This is a genomic window from Streptomyces sp. NPDC001750 (assembly GCF_042892615.1).
GTDB lineage: Bacteria > Actinomycetota > Actinomycetes > Streptomycetales > Streptomycetaceae > Streptomyces.
The window spans coordinates 112,188-128,696 of sequence record NZ_JBIAUE010000019.1 but is presented as its reverse complement, the minus strand read 5'-3'; the positions used below and the strand labels follow the sequence as shown (position 1 = coordinate 128,696).

General features: G+C 69.1%; 16 protein-coding genes. 7 read left to right on the top strand and 9 right to left on the bottom strand.

Annotated features, from left to right (window positions below; genetic code table 11):
* Positions 1-236: 236 nt before the first annotated feature.
* Positions 237-2,084, top strand: coding sequence for a bifunctional metallophosphatase/5'-nucleotidase (locus tag ACFYY6_RS26570; RefSeq protein WP_389195482.1), 1,848 nt, complete (start codon positions 237-239; stop codon positions 2,082-2,084).
* Between the two features lie 383 nt (positions 2,085-2,467).
* Positions 2,468-3,229, top strand: a complete 762-nt coding sequence (locus ACFYY6_RS26565; protein WP_389195479.1) for a MerR family transcriptional regulator — start codon at positions 2,468-2,470, stop codon at positions 3,227-3,229.
* Between the two features lie 241 nt (positions 3,230-3,470).
* Here the strand turns inward: ACFYY6_RS26565 and ACFYY6_RS26560 are convergent, their stop codons facing one another.
* The 3 genes from ACFYY6_RS26560 to ACFYY6_RS26550 form a co-directional block, all read right to left on the bottom strand.
* On the bottom strand, positions 3,471-4,094 hold the full coding sequence (locus tag ACFYY6_RS26560) for a DinB family protein (RefSeq protein ID WP_386608885.1): 624 nt from the start codon (positions 4,092-4,094) through the stop codon (positions 3,471-3,473).
* Positions 4,095-4,169: 75 nt separating this feature from the next.
* Positions 4,170-4,850 carry a DUF5701 family protein gene (locus tag ACFYY6_RS26555; protein WP_389195475.1) on the bottom strand — a complete coding sequence of 227 codons (681 nt, stop codon included), beginning with the start codon at positions 4,848-4,850 and terminating at the stop codon, positions 4,170-4,172.
* A 250-nt stretch (positions 4,851-5,100) separates the two neighbouring features.
* Positions 5,101-5,544, bottom strand: coding sequence for an ATP-binding protein (locus tag ACFYY6_RS26550; protein WP_351628345.1), 444 nt, complete (start codon positions 5,542-5,544; stop codon positions 5,101-5,103).
* A gap of 248 nt (positions 5,545-5,792) precedes the next feature.
* On the opposite strand from ACFYY6_RS26550, the gene ACFYY6_RS26545 reads away from it, so the two are divergent.
* From ACFYY6_RS26545 to ACFYY6_RS26525, 5 genes are all read left to right on the top strand, one after another.
* Entirely contained in the window at positions 5,793-6,644 is an 852-nt protein-coding gene (locus tag ACFYY6_RS26545) for a helix-turn-helix transcriptional regulator (protein WP_351525880.1), read from the top strand.
* Between the two features lie 13 nt (positions 6,645-6,657).
* Positions 6,658-6,852 (top strand): DUF397 domain-containing protein, encoded by a 195-nt coding sequence (locus tag ACFYY6_RS26540; protein WP_351525878.1) that lies wholly within the window; start codon positions 6,658-6,660, stop codon positions 6,850-6,852.
* Between the two features lie 619 nt (positions 6,853-7,471).
* The gene (locus tag ACFYY6_RS26535; protein WP_351526066.1) at positions 7,472-7,801 is read left to right on the top strand and encodes a hypothetical protein; all 330 of its coding nucleotides are present in this window, start codon (positions 7,472-7,474) and stop codon (positions 7,799-7,801) included.
* Between the two features lie 40 nt (positions 7,802-7,841).
* Positions 7,842-8,738 carry a phosphatidylinositol-specific phospholipase C gene (locus tag ACFYY6_RS26530; RefSeq protein ID WP_351526065.1) on the top strand — a complete coding sequence of 299 codons (897 nt, stop codon included), beginning with the start codon at positions 7,842-7,844 and terminating at the stop codon, positions 8,736-8,738.
* A gap of 128 nt (positions 8,739-8,866) precedes the next feature.
* On the top strand, positions 8,867-9,874 hold the full coding sequence (locus ACFYY6_RS26525) for a hypothetical protein (RefSeq protein ID WP_351526063.1): 1,008 nt from the start codon (positions 8,867-8,869) through the stop codon (positions 9,872-9,874).
* 152 nt (positions 9,875-10,026) lie between these two features.
* Here the strand turns inward: ACFYY6_RS26525 and ACFYY6_RS26520 are convergent, their stop codons facing one another.
* From ACFYY6_RS26520 to ACFYY6_RS26495, 6 genes are all read right to left on the bottom strand, one after another.
* Positions 10,027-10,938 carry a hypothetical protein gene (locus ACFYY6_RS26520; protein ID WP_386608890.1) on the bottom strand — a complete coding sequence of 304 codons (912 nt, stop codon included), beginning with the start codon at positions 10,936-10,938 and terminating at the stop codon, positions 10,027-10,029.
* 38 nt (positions 10,939-10,976) lie between these two features.
* Positions 10,977-12,806 carry an alpha/beta hydrolase gene (locus ACFYY6_RS26515; protein WP_389195470.1) on the bottom strand — a complete coding sequence of 610 codons (1,830 nt, stop codon included), beginning with the start codon at positions 12,804-12,806 and terminating at the stop codon, positions 10,977-10,979.
* A gap of 7 nt (positions 12,807-12,813) precedes the next feature.
* Complete coding sequence (locus ACFYY6_RS26510) at positions 12,814-13,272, bottom strand: hypothetical protein (protein WP_351520943.1); 459 nt, start codon at positions 13,270-13,272, stop codon at positions 12,814-12,816.
* A 730-nt stretch (positions 13,273-14,002) separates the two neighbouring features.
* Positions 14,003-15,514, bottom strand: a complete 1,512-nt coding sequence (locus ACFYY6_RS26505) for a HAMP domain-containing sensor histidine kinase (RefSeq protein ID WP_351628360.1) — start codon at positions 15,512-15,514, stop codon at positions 14,003-14,005.
* On the bottom strand, positions 15,511-16,242 hold the full coding sequence (locus ACFYY6_RS26500) for a response regulator transcription factor (RefSeq protein ID WP_351520946.1): 732 nt from the start codon (positions 16,240-16,242) through the stop codon (positions 15,511-15,513). Before ACFYY6_RS26500 ends, ACFYY6_RS26505 begins: the two co-directional genes overlap by 4 nt.
* Before the next feature lie 42 nt (positions 16,243-16,284).
* Positions 16,285-16,509, bottom strand: a complete 225-nt coding sequence (locus ACFYY6_RS26495; protein ID WP_351520947.1) for a hypothetical protein — start codon at positions 16,507-16,509, stop codon at positions 16,285-16,287.

Here is a 16,509-nt window from a genome sequence, read left to right as displayed (position 1 = left end):
CTATGGGTTTTTTGTCAGGCCGCACAGGTCTCCGGAGGTCGCATGTGCGGTGACGTTTCTGCCCCTCTATGTGAGCCGTACGGGTGATGTGGGAACTCCGTCGCGATTCCGACCGCATGGCAACCAGTTCGTAACCGCGCACATCTGTCGCGCTACGCGCGTTGACCCTAGGCTGCGCACGAAGTCTCCAGACTCGTCAACGCTCTTTGACCTCCGCTGAACTCACAAGGGGACAGATGTCAGCGAAACCGCAGAAGAACCGCGCGCCCCGGCGGGTGCTCGCCACCGCGGCCGGGCTCGCCACGGTCGGCGCGCTCGCCGCCGCGATGCCGGCCGGTGCCCACGACCGGGGGCATGGCCACGGTCACGGTCACGGCCACCACAAGCCCGCCCGCACCGTCGACGTGCAGCTGCTGTCCTTCAACGACCTGCACGGCAACCTGGAGCCGCCGGCCGGCTCGGCGGGCACGGTCAATGAGACGCAGGCCGATGGCACGGTCAAGCCGATCCCGGCCGGTGGCATCGAGTACCTCGCCTCCTCGCTGCGCACCGCGCGCAAGGGGCACCCGTACTCGATCACCGCCGCCGGTGGTGACATGGTCGGCGCGAGCCCGCTGCTGTCGGGGCTCTTCCACGACGAGCCGACCATCGAGGCGCTCAACAAGCTGGATCTGGACGTCACGAGCGTCGGCAACCACGAGTTCGACGAGGGCGCGGCAGAGCTGGCCCGCCTTCAGAACGGCGGCTGCCACCCGGTCGAGGGATGCTACGAGAAGGGCAAGAAGTTCAAGGGTGCCGACTTCCCGTACCTCGCCGCCAATGTGACGAACGAGAAGACCGGCCGCCCGATCCTCAAGCCGTACACGGTGTGGAAGAAGAACGGCGTCAAGATCGGCTTCATCGGCGTGACCCTGGAGGGTACGCCGAACATCGTCACGGCCAACGGCGTCAAGGGCCTGAAGTTCCACGACGAGATCAAGACCATCAACAAGTACGCCAAGGAGCTGGATCGGCAGGGCGTCAAGTCCATCGTCGCGCTGATCCACGAGGGCGGGCAGCCCGCCTCCACCTCGTACAACTACGACTGCGACAGCTCCGGCCCCGGTGACGGCATCTCCGGTCCGATCACCGACATCGCCAAGGGCATCACGCCCAAGGTCGACGCGCTGGTCACGGGCCACACCCACCAGGCGTACGTCTGCACCATCCCCGACCCGGCGGGCAACCCGCGCATGGTCACCTCGGCCTCGTCGTTCGGCAAGCTGTACACGGACACGACCCTCACGTACGACCGCCGCAGCAAGGACATCGTCCGTACGTCGGTGAAGTCGGCCGGCGCGCAGAACCCGCGGTCGGTCAACCACATCGTCACCCGGGACCAGCCCAGGGCCAACGACATGACGGCCCTGATCGAGCGCTGGAACGCCCTGGCGGCCCCGATCGCGAACCGTCCGCAGGGCTACATCAGCGCCGACATCGACGGCCGCGGCTCCACGGCGTACGAGAAGCCGCTCGGCGACCTGATCGCGGACGCCCAGCTGGAGGCCCTGGCCCCGGCGGACAAGGGCGGGGCGGTCCTGGCCCTGATGAACCCGGGCGGCATCCGCGCGGACCTGGTGTACGCGTCGGACGACGGCAAGACCGACGGCGTGGTGACGTACGGCGAGGCCTTCACCGTGCAACCCTTCACCAACATGATGAACGTCGTCGACCTGACCGGCGCCCAGCTGATCACCGCGCTCCAGCAGCAGGTCAGCGGTCCCAACGAGGCCGGCCCGAAGATCCTCCAGATCTCCAAGGGGCTGACGTACACCCTCGACATGACGAAGTCGGGTGCGGCCCGCGTGGTCACCGACACCATCAAGCTGAACGGTGAGGCGATCGACCCGGCGAAGACGTACCGCGTCGCCATGAACGAGTTCCTGGCGGGCGGCGGCGACGGCTTCGCGGCCCTCGGCCAGGGCACGAACAAGCTGGTCGGCCCCTCCGACCTGGACGTGTTCAACGCCTACCTGGCGGCCCACTCCTCGGCCGCCGCGCCGCTGGCCCCGCCGGCGGCGGACCGGATCACGGTCATTCAGTAACTCTCCTACGGGGAAACCACCCGTACGCGGAGGACGACTTCCGCGCACGACGAATCGGGGCGGCGGGCCGGACGGGCCCGCCGCCCCTCGCCGCTCTCGAGGCCCCGGCCGTCTTCGTCGTTCCTTGCCGTCCTTGCCGTCCTTGCCGTCCTTGCCGTTCCTGTCGTGCCTGCCGTTCTCGCCGATTCCGCTGTTCCTGCCGTCTCTGCCGTCTCTGCCGTCTCTGCCATTCCTGCTGTTCCCGGCGGGCGAGGGCGCGGAGAACGGCGAGGGCGCGCCAGGGGTTGAAGTTGCCGCTGCGGCAGCTTCTACCGTCCTGACCAGGGCCGGAGAGACCGGCCCGGTAAGGCGTTCGTGAGGGGGCCTTCGTGAAGGAGACAGCGATGGAATGGCCGATCGCGGAGGTCGCTCGGATGTCGGGAGTGACGGCGCGGACCCTGCGTCACTACGACGAGATCGGCCTGCTGCCACCCGCCCGGATCGCGCTGTCCGGCCACCGCTACTACGAGGAGCCGCAGCTCCTGCGACTTCAGCAGATCCTCGTGCTGCGGGCGCTGAGGGTCGGGCTGCCCGAGATCGGCCGGATCCTGGCCGAACGGGTCGACGAGGTGGAAGCCCTGCGCGGCCACCACCGACGGCTGCTCGCGGAGCGGGACCGGCTCGACGCGCTGGCCGCCACCGTCTCCCGCACGATCGCCGAACTGGAAGAGTCCAGAAAGGACGGCCGATCCGTGACCACCATCAACCGACCGGAGAACCTGTTCGAGGGTGTGCAGCCCTCCCAGTACGAGGAGAACATGCGCGACTTCCCCGAGCTCGCCGAGGAGGTCGGCCGACGGGCCGCCACGATGGGCCCGGCCGAAGCCGAGGCCGGGCACCGTCGGCGCACGGAGCAGATGATCCGGCTGGCCGAACTCATGGCCGCCGGGATTCCGGCCGACGCCGAGCCCGCGCAGGACGAGATCGATGCCCAGTACCGAACCCTGTCGGAGATGCGTGCCGCGTCCGCCGACGAGTTCCAGGCGATCGGGCGGGCCTGCGTGGACAACGAGGTCTGGCGCACCGCGTACGAGGCGATCGCCCCGGGCCTGGCCGCCTACCAGCGCGACGCCATGGAGGCGTACGCCACGCGCAGGCTGAGCTGAGCCATGGCGAGGCCGCTGCCGCTGCCGTGCGCGGCATCCGGCAGCTGCCTTCGCCGACCAGGGCCGGGTCCGGGCTGGGGCTGGGGGCCACGCCCGACCAAAGCCCAGGCCCAGGTCCGGTCCAGGACCGAAGTGCAGGCTCGGGTCCGGTCCCGGACCGAAGTGCAGGCCCGGGTCCTGTCCCGGACCAAAGTGCAGGCTCAGGTCCGGTCCCACGGCCTGACCGCCTGCCCAGGCTCGGTCAGGCGTCCCGGCCGGCCTCCCGGGCCACGCGTTCCAACCGGTCCCGATGGTCCTCCCACCACCGGGCGTCGCCCGGCGGCATGTTGCCGTTGTCCTTGTCCATCCCGACGGCGCCGTCCGTGAGTTCGCGGAGGATGTCGGCGTGACCGGCATGCCGGTGGGTGTCCGCGATCACGCGTACCACGGCATGGTGCAACGTCACCTCGTCCCGGCCGTCGGGCCACCACGGCACCCTGCCGACCGTGTCCAGCGCCAACGCGTCGATCGTCGCATCCGCGTGCGCCCATGCCTGGCGGTAGAGGCCCACGATGTGTTCGCGCGACTCCTCGGCCGTGGCCCACATGTCCACGTTGGGCTCGGCATCCGCTTCGAGGCAGGCAAGCACTATGCCGGACGGCCGCCCGAAGGTGTCGCCGAGATAGCCCAGCTCCACCCCGGCCACATGCTTCACCAGGCCCAGGAGGTTGGTGCCGGTCGGTGTGCGCGGGCGGCGGACGTCGTACTCGGAGAGCCCTTCGAGCTTCCACAGCAGGGCGTCGCGGGCCGTCTGGAGGTAGTAGCGGAGATCGCTCTTGGCGCTCTCGTCGCTCTCGTTGCTTTTGGCGTGGTCCGGTACGGTCATGGGACCCAGTCTGGACCGAGTGACCACCCCGCACCGGCTTTTCACCGCCCAGAGGTGCTTACAAAGGGCTCCCCGTTACGAGCCCTGGGACCGGCGGCCTGTCGCGGAGGCGAAGCCCAGCCAGGTGTGCCGGTTGCCCGCCCAGCACCAGCCGACCTTGGGTGCGTCGCGGCGCTCGCGACCGTCCCGGCCGGTGCCGTTGCTGATCCAGATCGCAGGCGTGCGGGCGTCCAGGGTGCCGTTGGCCTTGCGCAGCCTGGAACCGATGGTCATGAAGCAGTGGTTGCGTTCCAGGGCGGTGGGTTGTTGCAGCACCCAGTGGATGCCCTCGGTGATCAGCAACGGCGTACGGGCCTCGGCCGTCAGGGCGGGCAGTGCCTCGTTCGGGCTCCAGTCGGCCATCCGGTCGCCGCGGTCGACGCCGGTGAGGAGGTAGAGCGGGGCGTCGGGCAGCGGGACCGTGTCGAGCGGAGCGAAGAGGTCGACATCGGGCATGTCGACAACGACGAATCCCGCCTTGCCGTCGCGACGCAGCAGCGGCGCGAGGACGGAGGCAGGGGCCCGGTCCGGGTGAACGGCGAGCAGGGCGGCGTCGCAGTCGGCGGTGTCCTCGGCGGCTTCGGCGAAGCTGCGAAGCTCGGTGGCGGGCAGCCCGGCGATCTCGTGCACTCCCAGCTCGATCAGCCGCTCGGCCTGGGTGCTCAGGGCGGGGAGCGAGGAGGGAAGGACAGGGGTGGCAGACGCGGTTTCGGGCACGATGCTCCCTGGGGTAGCGATGCGGAGGGACCCCGAGGGAACGCGGCGCCACGCCGGATTGTTCCCGGCTTCGCTGCCGCCTCCGCTCGGTCCGGACGTGCCGGCGACGCCTGCCCCTCCACCCGCTGAAACGTGGCTGCGTGCCTTCCTCGACGGCGCGAAGGAAGGCGAGTTCGACGCCCTGGCCTGCTCGACGGCTTCGTTCCTGAAGTGTGGGTCCGTCAGCGTGCCGGCGGACCCTTCCTGGATCTCAGGCGGCTGTCCCGAGCGTGAACCAGACCGCCTTCCGGCACGGAATGTTGCCGCCGAGGATGGTCGCGCCCCAGGCCAGGGCCAACCGCTCCACGAGCAACAGCCCCTGGCCACCGACCCGTTCTGGTTCGAAGCGGAAGTCCGTCGGCGCCGGAAGCGCCCAATGGGCGTCTTCCGTGACCGCGACCGTGACCCGCGTCCGCAGGACAGCCGCCTCGACGCCGATCACAGAAGTCTGTGTATGGCGATGCGCGTTGGTGACCACTTCGGTGACGCACAAGCGCGCGTCGTCGACGAGATCGCGGTGACTGCTGAGCGTGAGCAGCGACGCGAGGAAGTCCCGCGCGAGCTTCGCGGCGCATGCGGTACTGGGCAGGGCGAGCCGGTAGGTCTCGCTGTCGAGCGGGCCGGGCGGCGGAGGAGTTGCGGTGGCGGTGCTCATGTCGTTCTCCCAACGCGGTGCGGTCTGAACGGGTGCGTTGCTCGTTGTCCGTGGCGATGGCTGTGACGAAGGCGTGGTTCAACATGCCTCCGTGCGGCTGCACTTCGGATGCGGTGGTGTGCGGCGCGGGTGCTGTGGCCACGCTAGCGTGGATGTATCAATTGTTGTTGGGCATCCAATAACTAGTGCTGTAAGTGGACCCCTTTGAGGGATGTGGCCACACTGGGATTCGACAAGAGGAGAGGTTGATGCCACCGAGGAAGCCCCCTACCGCGCGGCAGCGTCGACTGGGCGCGGAGCTGCGCAAGATGCGAGAGCACGCCGGTCTGACACCGACCGAGGCGGCGGCTCTGCTGGGCACGGATCGCACCACCATCAGCAACACCGAATCGGGCCGGTTCGGGGTGAGTGGCGCGCGGGTGCGCGCCTGGGCCGACCACTACGCGTGCCATGACACGGTGTATGTCGACGCGCTGGCCGAAATGGCCGAGGAGCGGATAAGGGGATGGTGGGAGGACTACCGGGGCGAGCTTTCGGGTAGCGCACTCGATTTGGCGGAACTTGAGCATCACGCGGTCGGGTTCCGGTCGGTACAGATCATGCATATGCCTGGCCTGCTTCAGACCGAGGACTATGCACGCGCCGTCTATGCCGAAGCCCTGCCCGCGCCGAACCCTGCGAGCCTTCGACGCAGGCTCTCGCACCGGTTGAGGCGCAGGGACGTCCTCGACCGGCCGAATCCGCCCACTTGTACGTTCCTGATCCACGAAGCGGCCCTGCGGATGCAGTACGGCGGGCGCAAGGTGGCGGCCGGGCAGCTCGAACACCTCTTGAAGGAGTCGGAGCGCGACAATGTCACCGTGCGAGTGATCCCGTTCGCGGCGGGCGGCTTCCCGAACGCCGGTAGTTCGACTCACTATGTCTACGGTCCGGTTCCGCAGCTCGACACCGTGCAGACGGACGCTCTGCTGGGTTCCGGATTCGTCGACGGCGAGGCGCGGCTCCGGGTCTTTCGGGCGGTTCTCGACCGTACGGAAGGGCGCTCGCTCGACCCGCAGAGTTCGAAAGACTTCATCAAAGAGGTCGCAGAACAAGTATGAAGGCGTGAGAACCATGGAAATTCAGTGGCGGAAGTCGTCCAAGTCGGCGGATGCGGACGGCGACAACTGCCTGGAACTCGCCGAGTGCGGAGGGGAGATCCTCATGCGTGAGAGTGACAACCCGGACGTGGTCATCCGTACGACCCGGGCCAAGCTGCGCGCCTTTCTCGGTGGCGCGAAGGAAGGGGAGTTCGACGATCTGGCCTGATCTCTAGTGCCGTGACCGGCAACGTTTGCCCCGTCGCATCGTCCGGCACGCACTCCCCCAAGGCCTTAAGGGCCAGGGGGGACCCCCTTCGGCGTTGGCCGAAAGCCCACGTAGCCCCGCTACGAGGGCTTTCGGCCGCCTTGCGATCGCATGCACCGGACGCCGCTCCTTCCGGGCAAACCTTGCCGGTCACGGCACTAGCTCTCTCGCACTCCGGGCGGTTCCCATCGGCGCAGGTGGGGGCCGCCCGGAGCGTTTCGGTACGGGCTTGAATCGGTCACGGCGTAGCACTTACAAGGCAACTATGCATCACTCGTTAGAGATGCAACGCTTGATACGGGCTCGCTCAACGGGCTAGCTTGCCGTGTGCCGTCCACCGGGCGCGCCTCGGGCGAGCCGTTTGCGGCGGCACAACTCCTCGACGTACTGCGCCCGTTGAGGAGCCCCACAAGGGCTGCCCCTTGCCCGCGCTCGTCACGCCGGTGACGGGCAAGGGGTGGCTGCGACACCGCACCGGAAGGCCGACCATGAATGACGCGGATGACGCGGATGTCTCGGAACACCCCATCGCCCCCAAGACGCATGGGAGGTCCGGTGCGAGCGGGTCGTCTACCGGTCCATGGAGGCTGACGAGGTGGCCGAGGCGTCCGCCGGTGTGGTGGTCGATCCCGCCGAGGCGATCCGCCGCATCCGCGCGGAAGTGCACGAGCGCGCCTCGGAGTTGCCGCCCATCGGGCGACATCGCGCGCTGAGCTGGGTGGACGAAGGCGGCAGCATCGGTGCGCTCGCCGTGCTGTGCCGGGGCGAACCCTGCGGCTTCGCGCTCGCCCACCGGGCCGTTGGCCCGAGTGGACCGTACGGCCGCGTCCCGCGTCCCGCGTACGGGGCCGGTGGCCGCGATCGCGATAGTGGTTCGCCCTGTTCCGAGTCTGACGTGCGCCCGTCATAATCCGAGGGCCGTTCCCCCACCGCAGACGGAGGCGCCCCGCATGAGCAGTCCGTACGCCGGTTCACGTCGCACGTTCCTCGCAGGCGCACTCGCCGCAACCGCCACTGTCCTCCTGGGCGCGGGCTCCGCCGGCGCCGGGACCCGGCAGGCCCTCACCACTCAGGAATGGATGGGTGCCCTCCCCGACGCCACCGCACTGCAACGCCTCACGATTCCCGGTTCGCACGACTCCGGCGCCCGTTACGGCGGCCCCTGGACGGAGTGTCAGAACACTTTCATAGCTGATCAGTTGAGCAGCGGCATCCGCTTTCTGGACGTGCGGTGCCGGGTCACCGGCGGCTCGTTCGCGATCCATCACGGGGCCTCGTACCAGAACATGATGTTCGGCGATGTCCTGGGCGCCTGCTGGGACTTTCTGGCCGCGCACCCCACCGAGACCGTGCTGATGCGGGTGAAGCAGGAGTACTCGGAGGAGAGTGACGCGACGTTCCGCGCCGTTTTCGACGACTACCTCGACGTACGGGGCTGGCGACCGCTGTTCCGCATCGATCCGGCACTCCCGTCGCTGGGCCAGGCGCGCGGCAAGGTCGTACTGCTCGCGGACAATGGCGGACTGCCCGGCGTACGCTACGCCGACCCCGCGCTCTTCGACATCCAGGACGACTACATGGCGGAGCCGTTCGCCAAGTACCCCAAGGTCGAAGCGCAGTTCCGCAAGGCAGCCCGGCAACCCGGGAAGCTGTACATGAACTACGTCAGCACCGCGGCCCTGCTGCCCCCGCGATGGAACGCGGACCGGCTCAACCCCCAGGTCCACTCGTTCCTCGACGGCTCCGAGGCGTCCGGCTGGACCGGTCTCGGCATCGTCCCGCTGGACTTTCCCGCTACCCGGTCGGGCCTCGTGGAGTCACTGATCCGGCACAACCCGGGGCTCTGAGGAACCCTGGCGCGGAGGCGGTACGCCGCCAGCACTGATCGTTTTCGGGCCGACGTGCTGAATGGTGTGTTCCGCGTCGGGTGGGGGAACAACACGGCTCCGGATTGGCATGTCATACAGGGGGGCTCGTGGAGACTGATCTTGCTGCGGTGGCTGTGGGGGTGCTGGCCGCGGCGTTGACGGGGGCGGCGACAAACCTCGGGCAGGAGACCGTGTCCGCGGTGGTACGGGCCGTGAGGGAGCGGATGGGTACGACGCCGCGGGGACGGGCGGCCCTGGCCGGGTTGGAGACCGCGCCGGACGACGCCGGGGCGCGCAGGGAGGCGGAGGCGGTGCTCCGCGAAGAGGTCCGGGCGGACCCGGCTCTCCAGGGCACTCTGGCGGTCCATCTGAATGCGTCGGCAAGTCACGCGACCGGCAGCGTCGTGATCAACGGCGGCAAGGTTCGCGGCAGTCAGATCTCGGTCGGGCCGATCACCATCAACAAGCCGAACACGACGGGTGGGCTGCTGGTTCTGGCGGCTGCTCTCCTGGTCGCCGTCGCCCTCATCGTCTACGGAGGTGTGCGGCTCGTCGGCGACGGATCACCGGGGGACGGTGGTGGCAGGAGCGGTGTGAAGGCGCGGGCGTTGAGCGTGGCCGAGACCGAGCAGATGATGCCGGGCCTGACGGACCTGCCCGGAACCTGGGGGACCTCCAGACCACCGGGAGCGGAGGCGAGCGGAGAAACGAAGTGCCACCAGGGTGCGGCCGAGTACGAGGCGGTGGAGGGCTCCCGCACGCTGGACCTGAAGGTGCGGTTCCTGGCGTATGCCTGCGAGAGCACCGCGCTCGCGGCCGAGGGCTACACCTCGCTCGTGAAGTCGTCGACAAACCCGGGAAGCCGGAATGAGCGCCCCTTCCCGGCGCGGAAGTTCGGCGACGAGAGCGCGACGGCCGCGTACGCGGTCGAGGACGAGTACATGGCGGACCCCAGTCAGGTGGGTCAACACCTGATGTCGAGGGCACGGGTCGGGAACGTCGTCATCGAGATGCACTACGGGCCGATCCGCGACGAGGCCGGCTCCGAGCAACAGGCGGAGCAACTCATGCGGATCATGTGTGATCGCGCGCGGGAGGCTCAGGCGCAAGGGTGACGGGCCGCGGTCCGGGGCCAGCGGTCCGGGGACCGCGGTTCGGGGGCTGGGGTCCGCAGCCACCGGCGCGCAGAGTCCCTCTGCGCGCCGGTGGTGGCGAAGGCGTCGGGGGCGAGCCGGCCGGCTGCTGACCTCGCCTCCGGACTTCGAGCCTAGACGTCCGTGGACGTCGGACCGGAGATGGGCGTTGTCACCGCAACACGCACGGCTCCGGTGGCCGAGGGGGCGAGCTGTGCGATCGTTCCCTCTTCGGTGTGAAGCGCGACCAGGGCAGGGGAGCCCGCCGCCGTCGGTAGGTGGCGCATGTGCCAGCCCGTGCGCTGGAGGTAGTCCTGAGCGCGTTCCAGGACCTTGGCGATCTCGGCCTCGGGCAGCGGCTGGGTCGACCACGTGTGGTGGACCGATGCGCCGGACTCGTCCCGGACGGTCCTGAGACCTTCCCCGGGCTGTGTGGGAGCCGACGCTACCTGCAAGGCGTCGTAGATCCGGCTGGAGTGGCCGAGGACACGGCTGCTGGTGGGATCGTCGGCCTGCGGGGCTTTCAGTGCGGCGGGGTCGGCCGTGGCGGCGCTTGATGACTTTCCGGGCGGGAGGAAGCAGGCTGACCTCACCTTGAGGGTAGCGATGCCTTCGCCCTTGGCGCGGTCCAAGATCCCTGTGATGCCTTCCATCCAGAAATCATTGAGTTCCGTGCGCATGCTGACCCAGGGGTAGGGGCCGGACATGTCCTCTTTATCTGATGAGTCGTACTCGTAGCCCTGCTTCAGCCAGGCATCCCGTGCTTGCAGCACAAGGTTCTTGGCCTCCGCCCCCGGAACCCCGGTCAGCTTGTAGAAGAGGGTGACTTGCAGTCGGTCGTCGGGGCCGTGGTCATCCCTGGCGATGCAAGGGCCAACGGCCTCGGGTCCGGTGCGTTCCAGTACCGGTTTGGGCGACATGCCGTCCACCGCCTGGCGAATGATTTCTTCTGCCCGGTCGATCGCTTGCTGCTCATTCATCGTGATCTGCTTCGGTGCGTCTCCGTCGTCTTCCTGTGTCCCACACGCGGTCACCGTGACCATCATGGCCAGTAGCACAGCAGCCGGGATTGCTTTCCGTGGATTCACGGCTGTCCTCCGGTGACGATCTTCGCCAGGCTGTTAAGGGGTTTCTTGTCCCAGTACTGGGAGTGTGCGGGCATCATTTCGCCGCCCGAGCCCGGGAACTTCCCGCCAGGGACATCGAAGACCGTGCCGCCGAAGTCGTCGGAGACCGGGTCGGTCCCGTGGACGATCGAGTGGTCGTCGAAAAGCCTCATATACGCCTTCGGGTTGAGGGGAGCGAGGGGGCCCGCTGGTGGCGGGGCGAGGTTGATCAGGTCGTTCTTGGCCGTCGCCGCGAAAACACGGTCCGGCGGGATGTTCAGGTCCTTCGCGTGATCCACACCCACGCCCGGGCTGCCCACCATGATCGCGTTGTCGACCGGCAGGTCCAGATGCGTGCTCATGGTCTGGCCGGCCACCAGGGACCCGTAGCTGTGGCCCAGGAGCGTCTGGTTCACATCGTGATGATTGGCTTCCTCGATGCCCTGCACGAAGTGGCCCAGCGGCACTTCCGCCTTGTCGGCCCACTTGGTCTCCGTCGCTTCGGTCGTGATGCCCTGCGGGGCGTCGTACCCCAGCCACACGATCGAGGCTGTCCCTCGGGAGCCGTCGGTGGCTTCCGCCTGCGCCTGGAGAAGCTGGGCCCTGCTGATGTCCCCGTCGATGGACTCCAGCTTGGCGAACGTCCCCGGTACGTACGTCACCACGTTGTCGGCGGTGTCCGGATTGCCGATGGAGACGATGGCACGCCCCATGTCGTTGCCGTCGAATCCGAGCAGATAGGGCCGATTGCTCTCGCTCGTGTAGCTGTCGAAGCGTCTCTGGATGGCGTCCATGCCCTTGAAGCCGTTTTCGAGCTGCTGCTTCTTCTCGCTCCACTCCTTCCATTCCTCGCTCGGGACCCTCGCGCCCGGCACCTCAAGACCCGTTTCGGGGTCGACGAAGGGCCGGTAGTGTTCGGGCTCCCTCTTGAGCCAGGAGTCGTACTCCACCTGCTTGGCGGCGCGCTGTTCCGCGAGCACCAGACGGTTCGCGTCGTCGCGCACGTCGGACGGCAGGCCGTCGAGCGCTCCGATGCTCGCGGGATGCAGGGATACGTAGGCGGCGCGCTGTTCCTCGGAGAGGCCCTTCCACCAGTTGGCGTTGTCCTGGGGCCAATCGTTCTTCGGCGGCGGCTTGATCGTGTCGAGGTAGGCGTCGGCCGCCGTGCGTACGCCGCTCGTGTCCGACGTGACGTCCGCCCAGTCGCGTGCGGACACGGTCAGATCGTCGTCGGCCTTCAGCGCGCGCAGTTTCGGAGCCCATTTCGCGTCGGCTTCCGTGGCTTCCTTCAGCGCGTCGGCGATCCGGTTCGCGTACTCGACGGCCTTGCCGTAGTTGGGGTTCGGGTGGATGTCCACCGCTTGGCGTTCCATGGCGTCGGACGTGCTGGTGCCTCCGCCCTGCCCGGTCACCGTGCCGCCTTCGGCCGTCTTCTCCTCGCCGGGCTTTCTGCCCGCCGGATACGTGACCGAGCCGTCCGCGTTCACCTTGCAGCCGTCGGCCACGGCGTCAGCGAGCGCTGCGCCCAGCTTCCGTTTCGCTGCCGTCATGTCGAAGGCGAACCCATTGAGGGCCGTGCCGACCACGCCGCATTCGGTCTGCACGTAGTGGAGATTCTCTGCCAGGGCTTGGAGCTGCGTCTGTGACGCCTGCGCCGCCTCACCTCGCAAGGACTTGCGCATCCCTGCGGCGACCGTGTTCTCGATATGGTCCTTGGCCGCCTGCGCCATCTGGCTCATGGCGTGGTACCCGTCGGCGGCCTCCTCGAACTCGGACGGCTTGAGGGCCTTGAGCGCGCTGAAGTCCATGCCGCCGTCACCGGCCCTTGTCCTGGCCGCCGACGGCGTCCGTGTCCGCGTACTTCTGTTTCAGCCTGTCGAGTTCGCCCTTGACCGCTTCGTCAGTCGCCAACTGGTCGTTGCCCGCCTGCTCCAGGAGCTTCTGGAGGGTGCCGCACCGTTCGCCGACACTTCTGGCGTACTTCTTCCAGGAGTTGTACACGTCCTTCTGTGCCGCCGCGCTCAGGCAACCCGTCACCTCGCCGAGTCCGGCCTGACCGTCCTCCAGTTGCGTCAGCGCGGTGCTGATGTTCCCGCGTAAGGAACCGATCCCTTCGCCGGCCGTGGCCCACGCCTTCCTGCTGGACTTCAGTGTGCCGGTCGCGGCGCCGTCGGCCAAGAAGCCCGGCTCGGCCGGGGCCTGGTTCAGGCGCATCGCCACGGATTGCCGACCGGTCACGTCGGCTTTGATCTGCTCCCACTCGTCCCACGCCATGCGCGGTCCCTCCCCGTTTGTTTCTGCGAATCCGGGCTCGGCCGAGGACACTACCTCGCGGTGGGGCAACGCTTGGAGCAAACTCGTAACCCCGGTCCCGGCGGGGTGCGGGAAGGAGCGGTTTTCGGTCGCGTCATGCGACAACGTCGGGCGGACATGGTGTTGTTGACAGGCGGAGATCTTCGGTGGTGTGTGCGGCCGTCGCCTGTTCCAGTGAACTCCATGTGACGGGTGTTGTGGTCGGCGCCGTGCCGTCACGGTGTACGGGCTCGCCGAGGACGGTGCGTCGACCGAACCTTTATGAAGCAGTGACGCCACGGCGGCGGTTTGGGAAATGTTTACGAGTGCGTATCTAGTGCCGGTCACGGCGCTAGTGCCGTGACCGGCACTAGCGTCGCTGGCCGGCAACGTCCCGACCAGCTCCCGCGTCGTGAGCACGTGCCGTCCGGCCTGCGGGCGCCCTATACAGGGCTGGAGCGGTCGGGGTGCGGCGGTCGGCGGCGTCGTCGGCGGGGGTAGTGCGGTGGGGGCGTGGGTGTCCGATGCCGCGGACCGGGTCGGAGGGAGGAAGCGGGGAGGGATCACGCCGAGGAAGACGAGGCCCTTCCGCGGCGGGGTTCCGGGGCCTGCTCCTGTCAGGGTCCGATTTTCGGCGTGCGGTTCCCCGAGCGGTCCCGGGGCGACCGCACGCCGTTCCGGTCCGTGCGGGTGAGCCGGCCCCCGCCCCCGTTCACTGCCCCGGCGGCGGTTGCGGGGCTCCTGGCAGTCGGATCGACGCGATCGTGCCGCTTCCTTCGTCCTCGTCCGGCGCCGGGCGCAGGGAGACTGTTCCGCCCGCCTGCTGGATCGTGCGGGCGACGATGGACAGGCCGAGGCCGGAGCCGGGGAGCTGGCGGGCGGACGGGGAGCGCCAGAAGCGTTCGAAGACGTGCGGCAGCTCCTCGGCGGGGATGCCGGGGCCGTGGTCCCGTACCGTCAGTTCGCCGTCCCGCAGGGCGACCTCGATCGTGCCGCGCGGCGGGCTGAACTTGACCGCGTTGTCCAGGACGTTGACCACCGCGCGCTCCAGCGCGGCCGGTTCGGCCCGGACGTACCACGGGGTCAGGTCGGCCCGGATGGTCAGCTCGGGGCCGCGCAGCCGGGCGCGTTCCAGGGCCGTGTCCGCGATGTCGTGCAGGGCGACGACCTGGAGCGGGCCGGGTGTCGCCGCGTCGGGGCGGGCCAGTTCCTGGAGGTCGCCGATGAGCGACGCCAGCTCCTTCATCTGCGCCTTCACCGACGTCATCAGCGCCTTGCGGTCGTCCGGCGGGATGGCCCGGCCGGTCTCGTCGCTGCGGGCGAGGAGTTCGATGTTGGTACGCAGCGAGGTCAGCGGGGTCCGCAGCTCGTGCCCGGCGTCCGCGATCAGCTGTGCCTGGCGGTCCCGCGAACTGGCCAGGGAGGCGGTCATGGAGTTGAACGAGCGGGACAGCCGCGCGATCTCGTCCTCGCCCTCCGCCGGGATGCGGACGGTGAGGTCCTCGGTGCGGGCGACGTGCTCGACCGCCTCGGTGAGTTCGTCCACGGGCCGCAGCCCGGTGCGGGCGACCCAGAGACCGGCCGCCCCCGCGCCGAAGACGCCGATGCCGGAGACGACCAGCAGCACCCACGCCAGGGTGGACAGCGGGTCGTTGATCTCGCTCATCGGGCGCGCGACGGACACCGCGATGCGGCCCGTCGCCCCGCCCGGGATCTGGGTGATCTGCACCAGCGGGTGGGTGTAGACCCGCATCCTTGTGCCGTTCGCGGCCGTGGCCGAGTGCAGGGCGTCGGCCCGGTCCTGGTCGACGACCGCCATGTCCGCCCGGGTCACCGGGAGCGGGGACACGTCGGGGGCGTTGCACACCGTGCCCTGGGAGTCGATGAGCTGGACGGTGTACTTCCCGGTGAACGGCCGGGGCGGCAGCGGGGTCGTGCCCCGGCAGTACGCGTACAGGTCCGACAGATACCTCGTGTCGATCTCGGAGCTGCGCAACGAGGAGTCCAGCTGGTTCTCCAGCTGCTCCCGGGTCACGAACCAGCACGCCGCCGCCACCGCCGCCACCGCGAACGCGACCGCCGTCGCCACCAGCAGCGCGAGCCGGGTGCGCAGTGGCCGGGTGCGGAGCCGGCGCAGGAACCCGGCTGTCCGTGCCCCGGTCGTCCGTGCCCCGGCCGTCGGCGACCCGCCCGCCAGTGTCCCGCCCGTCGGCGCCCCGGTCATCCGTCACCGCCGCCGGTGCGGAGCGCGTAACCGACCCCCCGCACCGTGTGCACGAGCCGCGGTTCGCCGCCCGCCTCGGTCTTGCGGCGCAGGTACATCACGTACACGTCCAGGGAGTTGGAGCTGGGTTCGAAGTCGAAACCCCACACCGCCTTGAGGATCTGCTCGCGGGTGAGCACCTGGCGCGGATGCGCGAGGAACATCTCCAGCAGGGTGAACTCGGTGCGGGTCAGCTCGACCCGGCGGGTGCCCCGGGTGACCTCGCGGGTGGCGAGGTCCATCCGCAGGTCGGCGAAGGCCAGCACGTTCTCGTCGGTGCCGCCGCCGGTCGCCGCGGTGGCGTACGAGCTGCGGCGCAGCAGGGCCCGGATGCGGGCGAGGAGCTCGTCCAGCTCGAAGGGCTTGACCAGGTAGTCGTCGGCACCCGCGTCGAGGCCGGTGACCCGGTCGCCGACGGTGTCGCGGGCGGTGAGCATCAGGATGGGGGTGGTGGTCCCGGCGGAACGGAGCCTGCGGGCCGCCGTCAGGCCGTCCATCCGGGGCATCTGGATGTCGAGGACGATGAGGTCGGGGGCGTACGACTCGGCCCTGGCGAGGGCGTCGACACCGTCGACGGCGACCTCGGTGCCGTACCCCTCGAACGCGAGGCTGCGTTGCAGCGCTTCGCGTACGGCGGGCTCGTCGTCGACGACCAGGATGCGCTGCGGATCGTCCTCGGCGGGGCTCATCGCTCGTTGTCCTCTTTTCGTTCCGTGCGGTCCTGGCTCCTCTCAGCCTCGCACGGCCTTGGCGCGTCGTCGCGCGGCCCGGCTCCTGCGGCCCGCGGCGGAACGGACCTCCGGGGCGCGCCGGGGCCCGGAGGCCCGGTGCGCGTCCGGCTCGGCGGCGTAATCCGCGGCGGAACCCTCGATGGAATCCGCGGCAAGCTCTGTGACGAGAGCGAGCGGCAGGGCCAGGTCGGCCGGGCCGGTGAGGGTGTGGGTGGGGTGTTGCAT

Bases quoted from the DNA above. Each gene is read 5' to 3' on its own strand.
- ACFYY6_RS26570 (WP_389195482.1), top strand. From the start codon at position 237: ATGTCAGCGAAACCGCAGAAGAACCGCGCGCCCCGGCGGGTGCTCGCC.
- ACFYY6_RS26565 (WP_389195479.1), top strand. From the start codon at position 2,468: ATGGAATGGCCGATCGCGGAGGTCGCTCGGATGTCGGGAGTGACGGCG.
- ACFYY6_RS26560 (WP_386608885.1), bottom strand. From the start codon at position 4,094: ATGACCGTACCGGACCACGCCAAAAGCAACGAGAGCGACGAGAGCGCC.
- ACFYY6_RS26550 (WP_351628345.1), bottom strand. From the start codon at position 5,544: ATGAGCACCGCCACCGCAACTCCTCCGCCGCCCGGCCCGCTCGACAGC.
- ACFYY6_RS26545 (WP_351525880.1), top strand. From the start codon at position 5,793: ATGCCACCGAGGAAGCCCCCTACCGCGCGGCAGCGTCGACTGGGCGCG.
- ACFYY6_RS26540 (WP_351525878.1), top strand. From the start codon at position 6,658: ATGGAAATTCAGTGGCGGAAGTCGTCCAAGTCGGCGGATGCGGACGGC.
- ACFYY6_RS26535 (WP_351526066.1), top strand. From the start codon at position 7,472: ATGGAGGCTGACGAGGTGGCCGAGGCGTCCGCCGGTGTGGTGGTCGAT.
- ACFYY6_RS26530 (WP_351526065.1), top strand. From the start codon at position 7,842: ATGAGCAGTCCGTACGCCGGTTCACGTCGCACGTTCCTCGCAGGCGCA.
- ACFYY6_RS26520 (WP_386608890.1), bottom strand. From the start codon at position 10,938: ATGATGGTCACGGTGACCGCGTGTGGGACACAGGAAGACGACGGAGAC.
- ACFYY6_RS26515 (WP_389195470.1), bottom strand. From the start codon at position 12,806: ATGGACTTCAGCGCGCTCAAGGCCCTCAAGCCGTCCGAGTTCGAGGAG.
- ACFYY6_RS26510 (WP_351520943.1), bottom strand. From the start codon at position 13,272: ATGGCGTGGGACGAGTGGGAGCAGATCAAAGCCGACGTGACCGGTCGG.
- ACFYY6_RS26505 (WP_351628360.1), bottom strand. From the start codon at position 15,514: ATGACCGGGGCGCCGACGGGCGGGACACTGGCGGGCGGGTCGCCGACG.
- ACFYY6_RS26500 (WP_351520946.1), bottom strand. From the start codon at position 16,242: ATGAGCCCCGCCGAGGACGATCCGCAGCGCATCCTGGTCGTCGACGAC.
- ACFYY6_RS26495 (WP_351520947.1), bottom strand. From the start codon at position 16,509: ATGCAACACCCCACCCACACCCTCACCGGCCCGGCCGACCTGGCCCTG.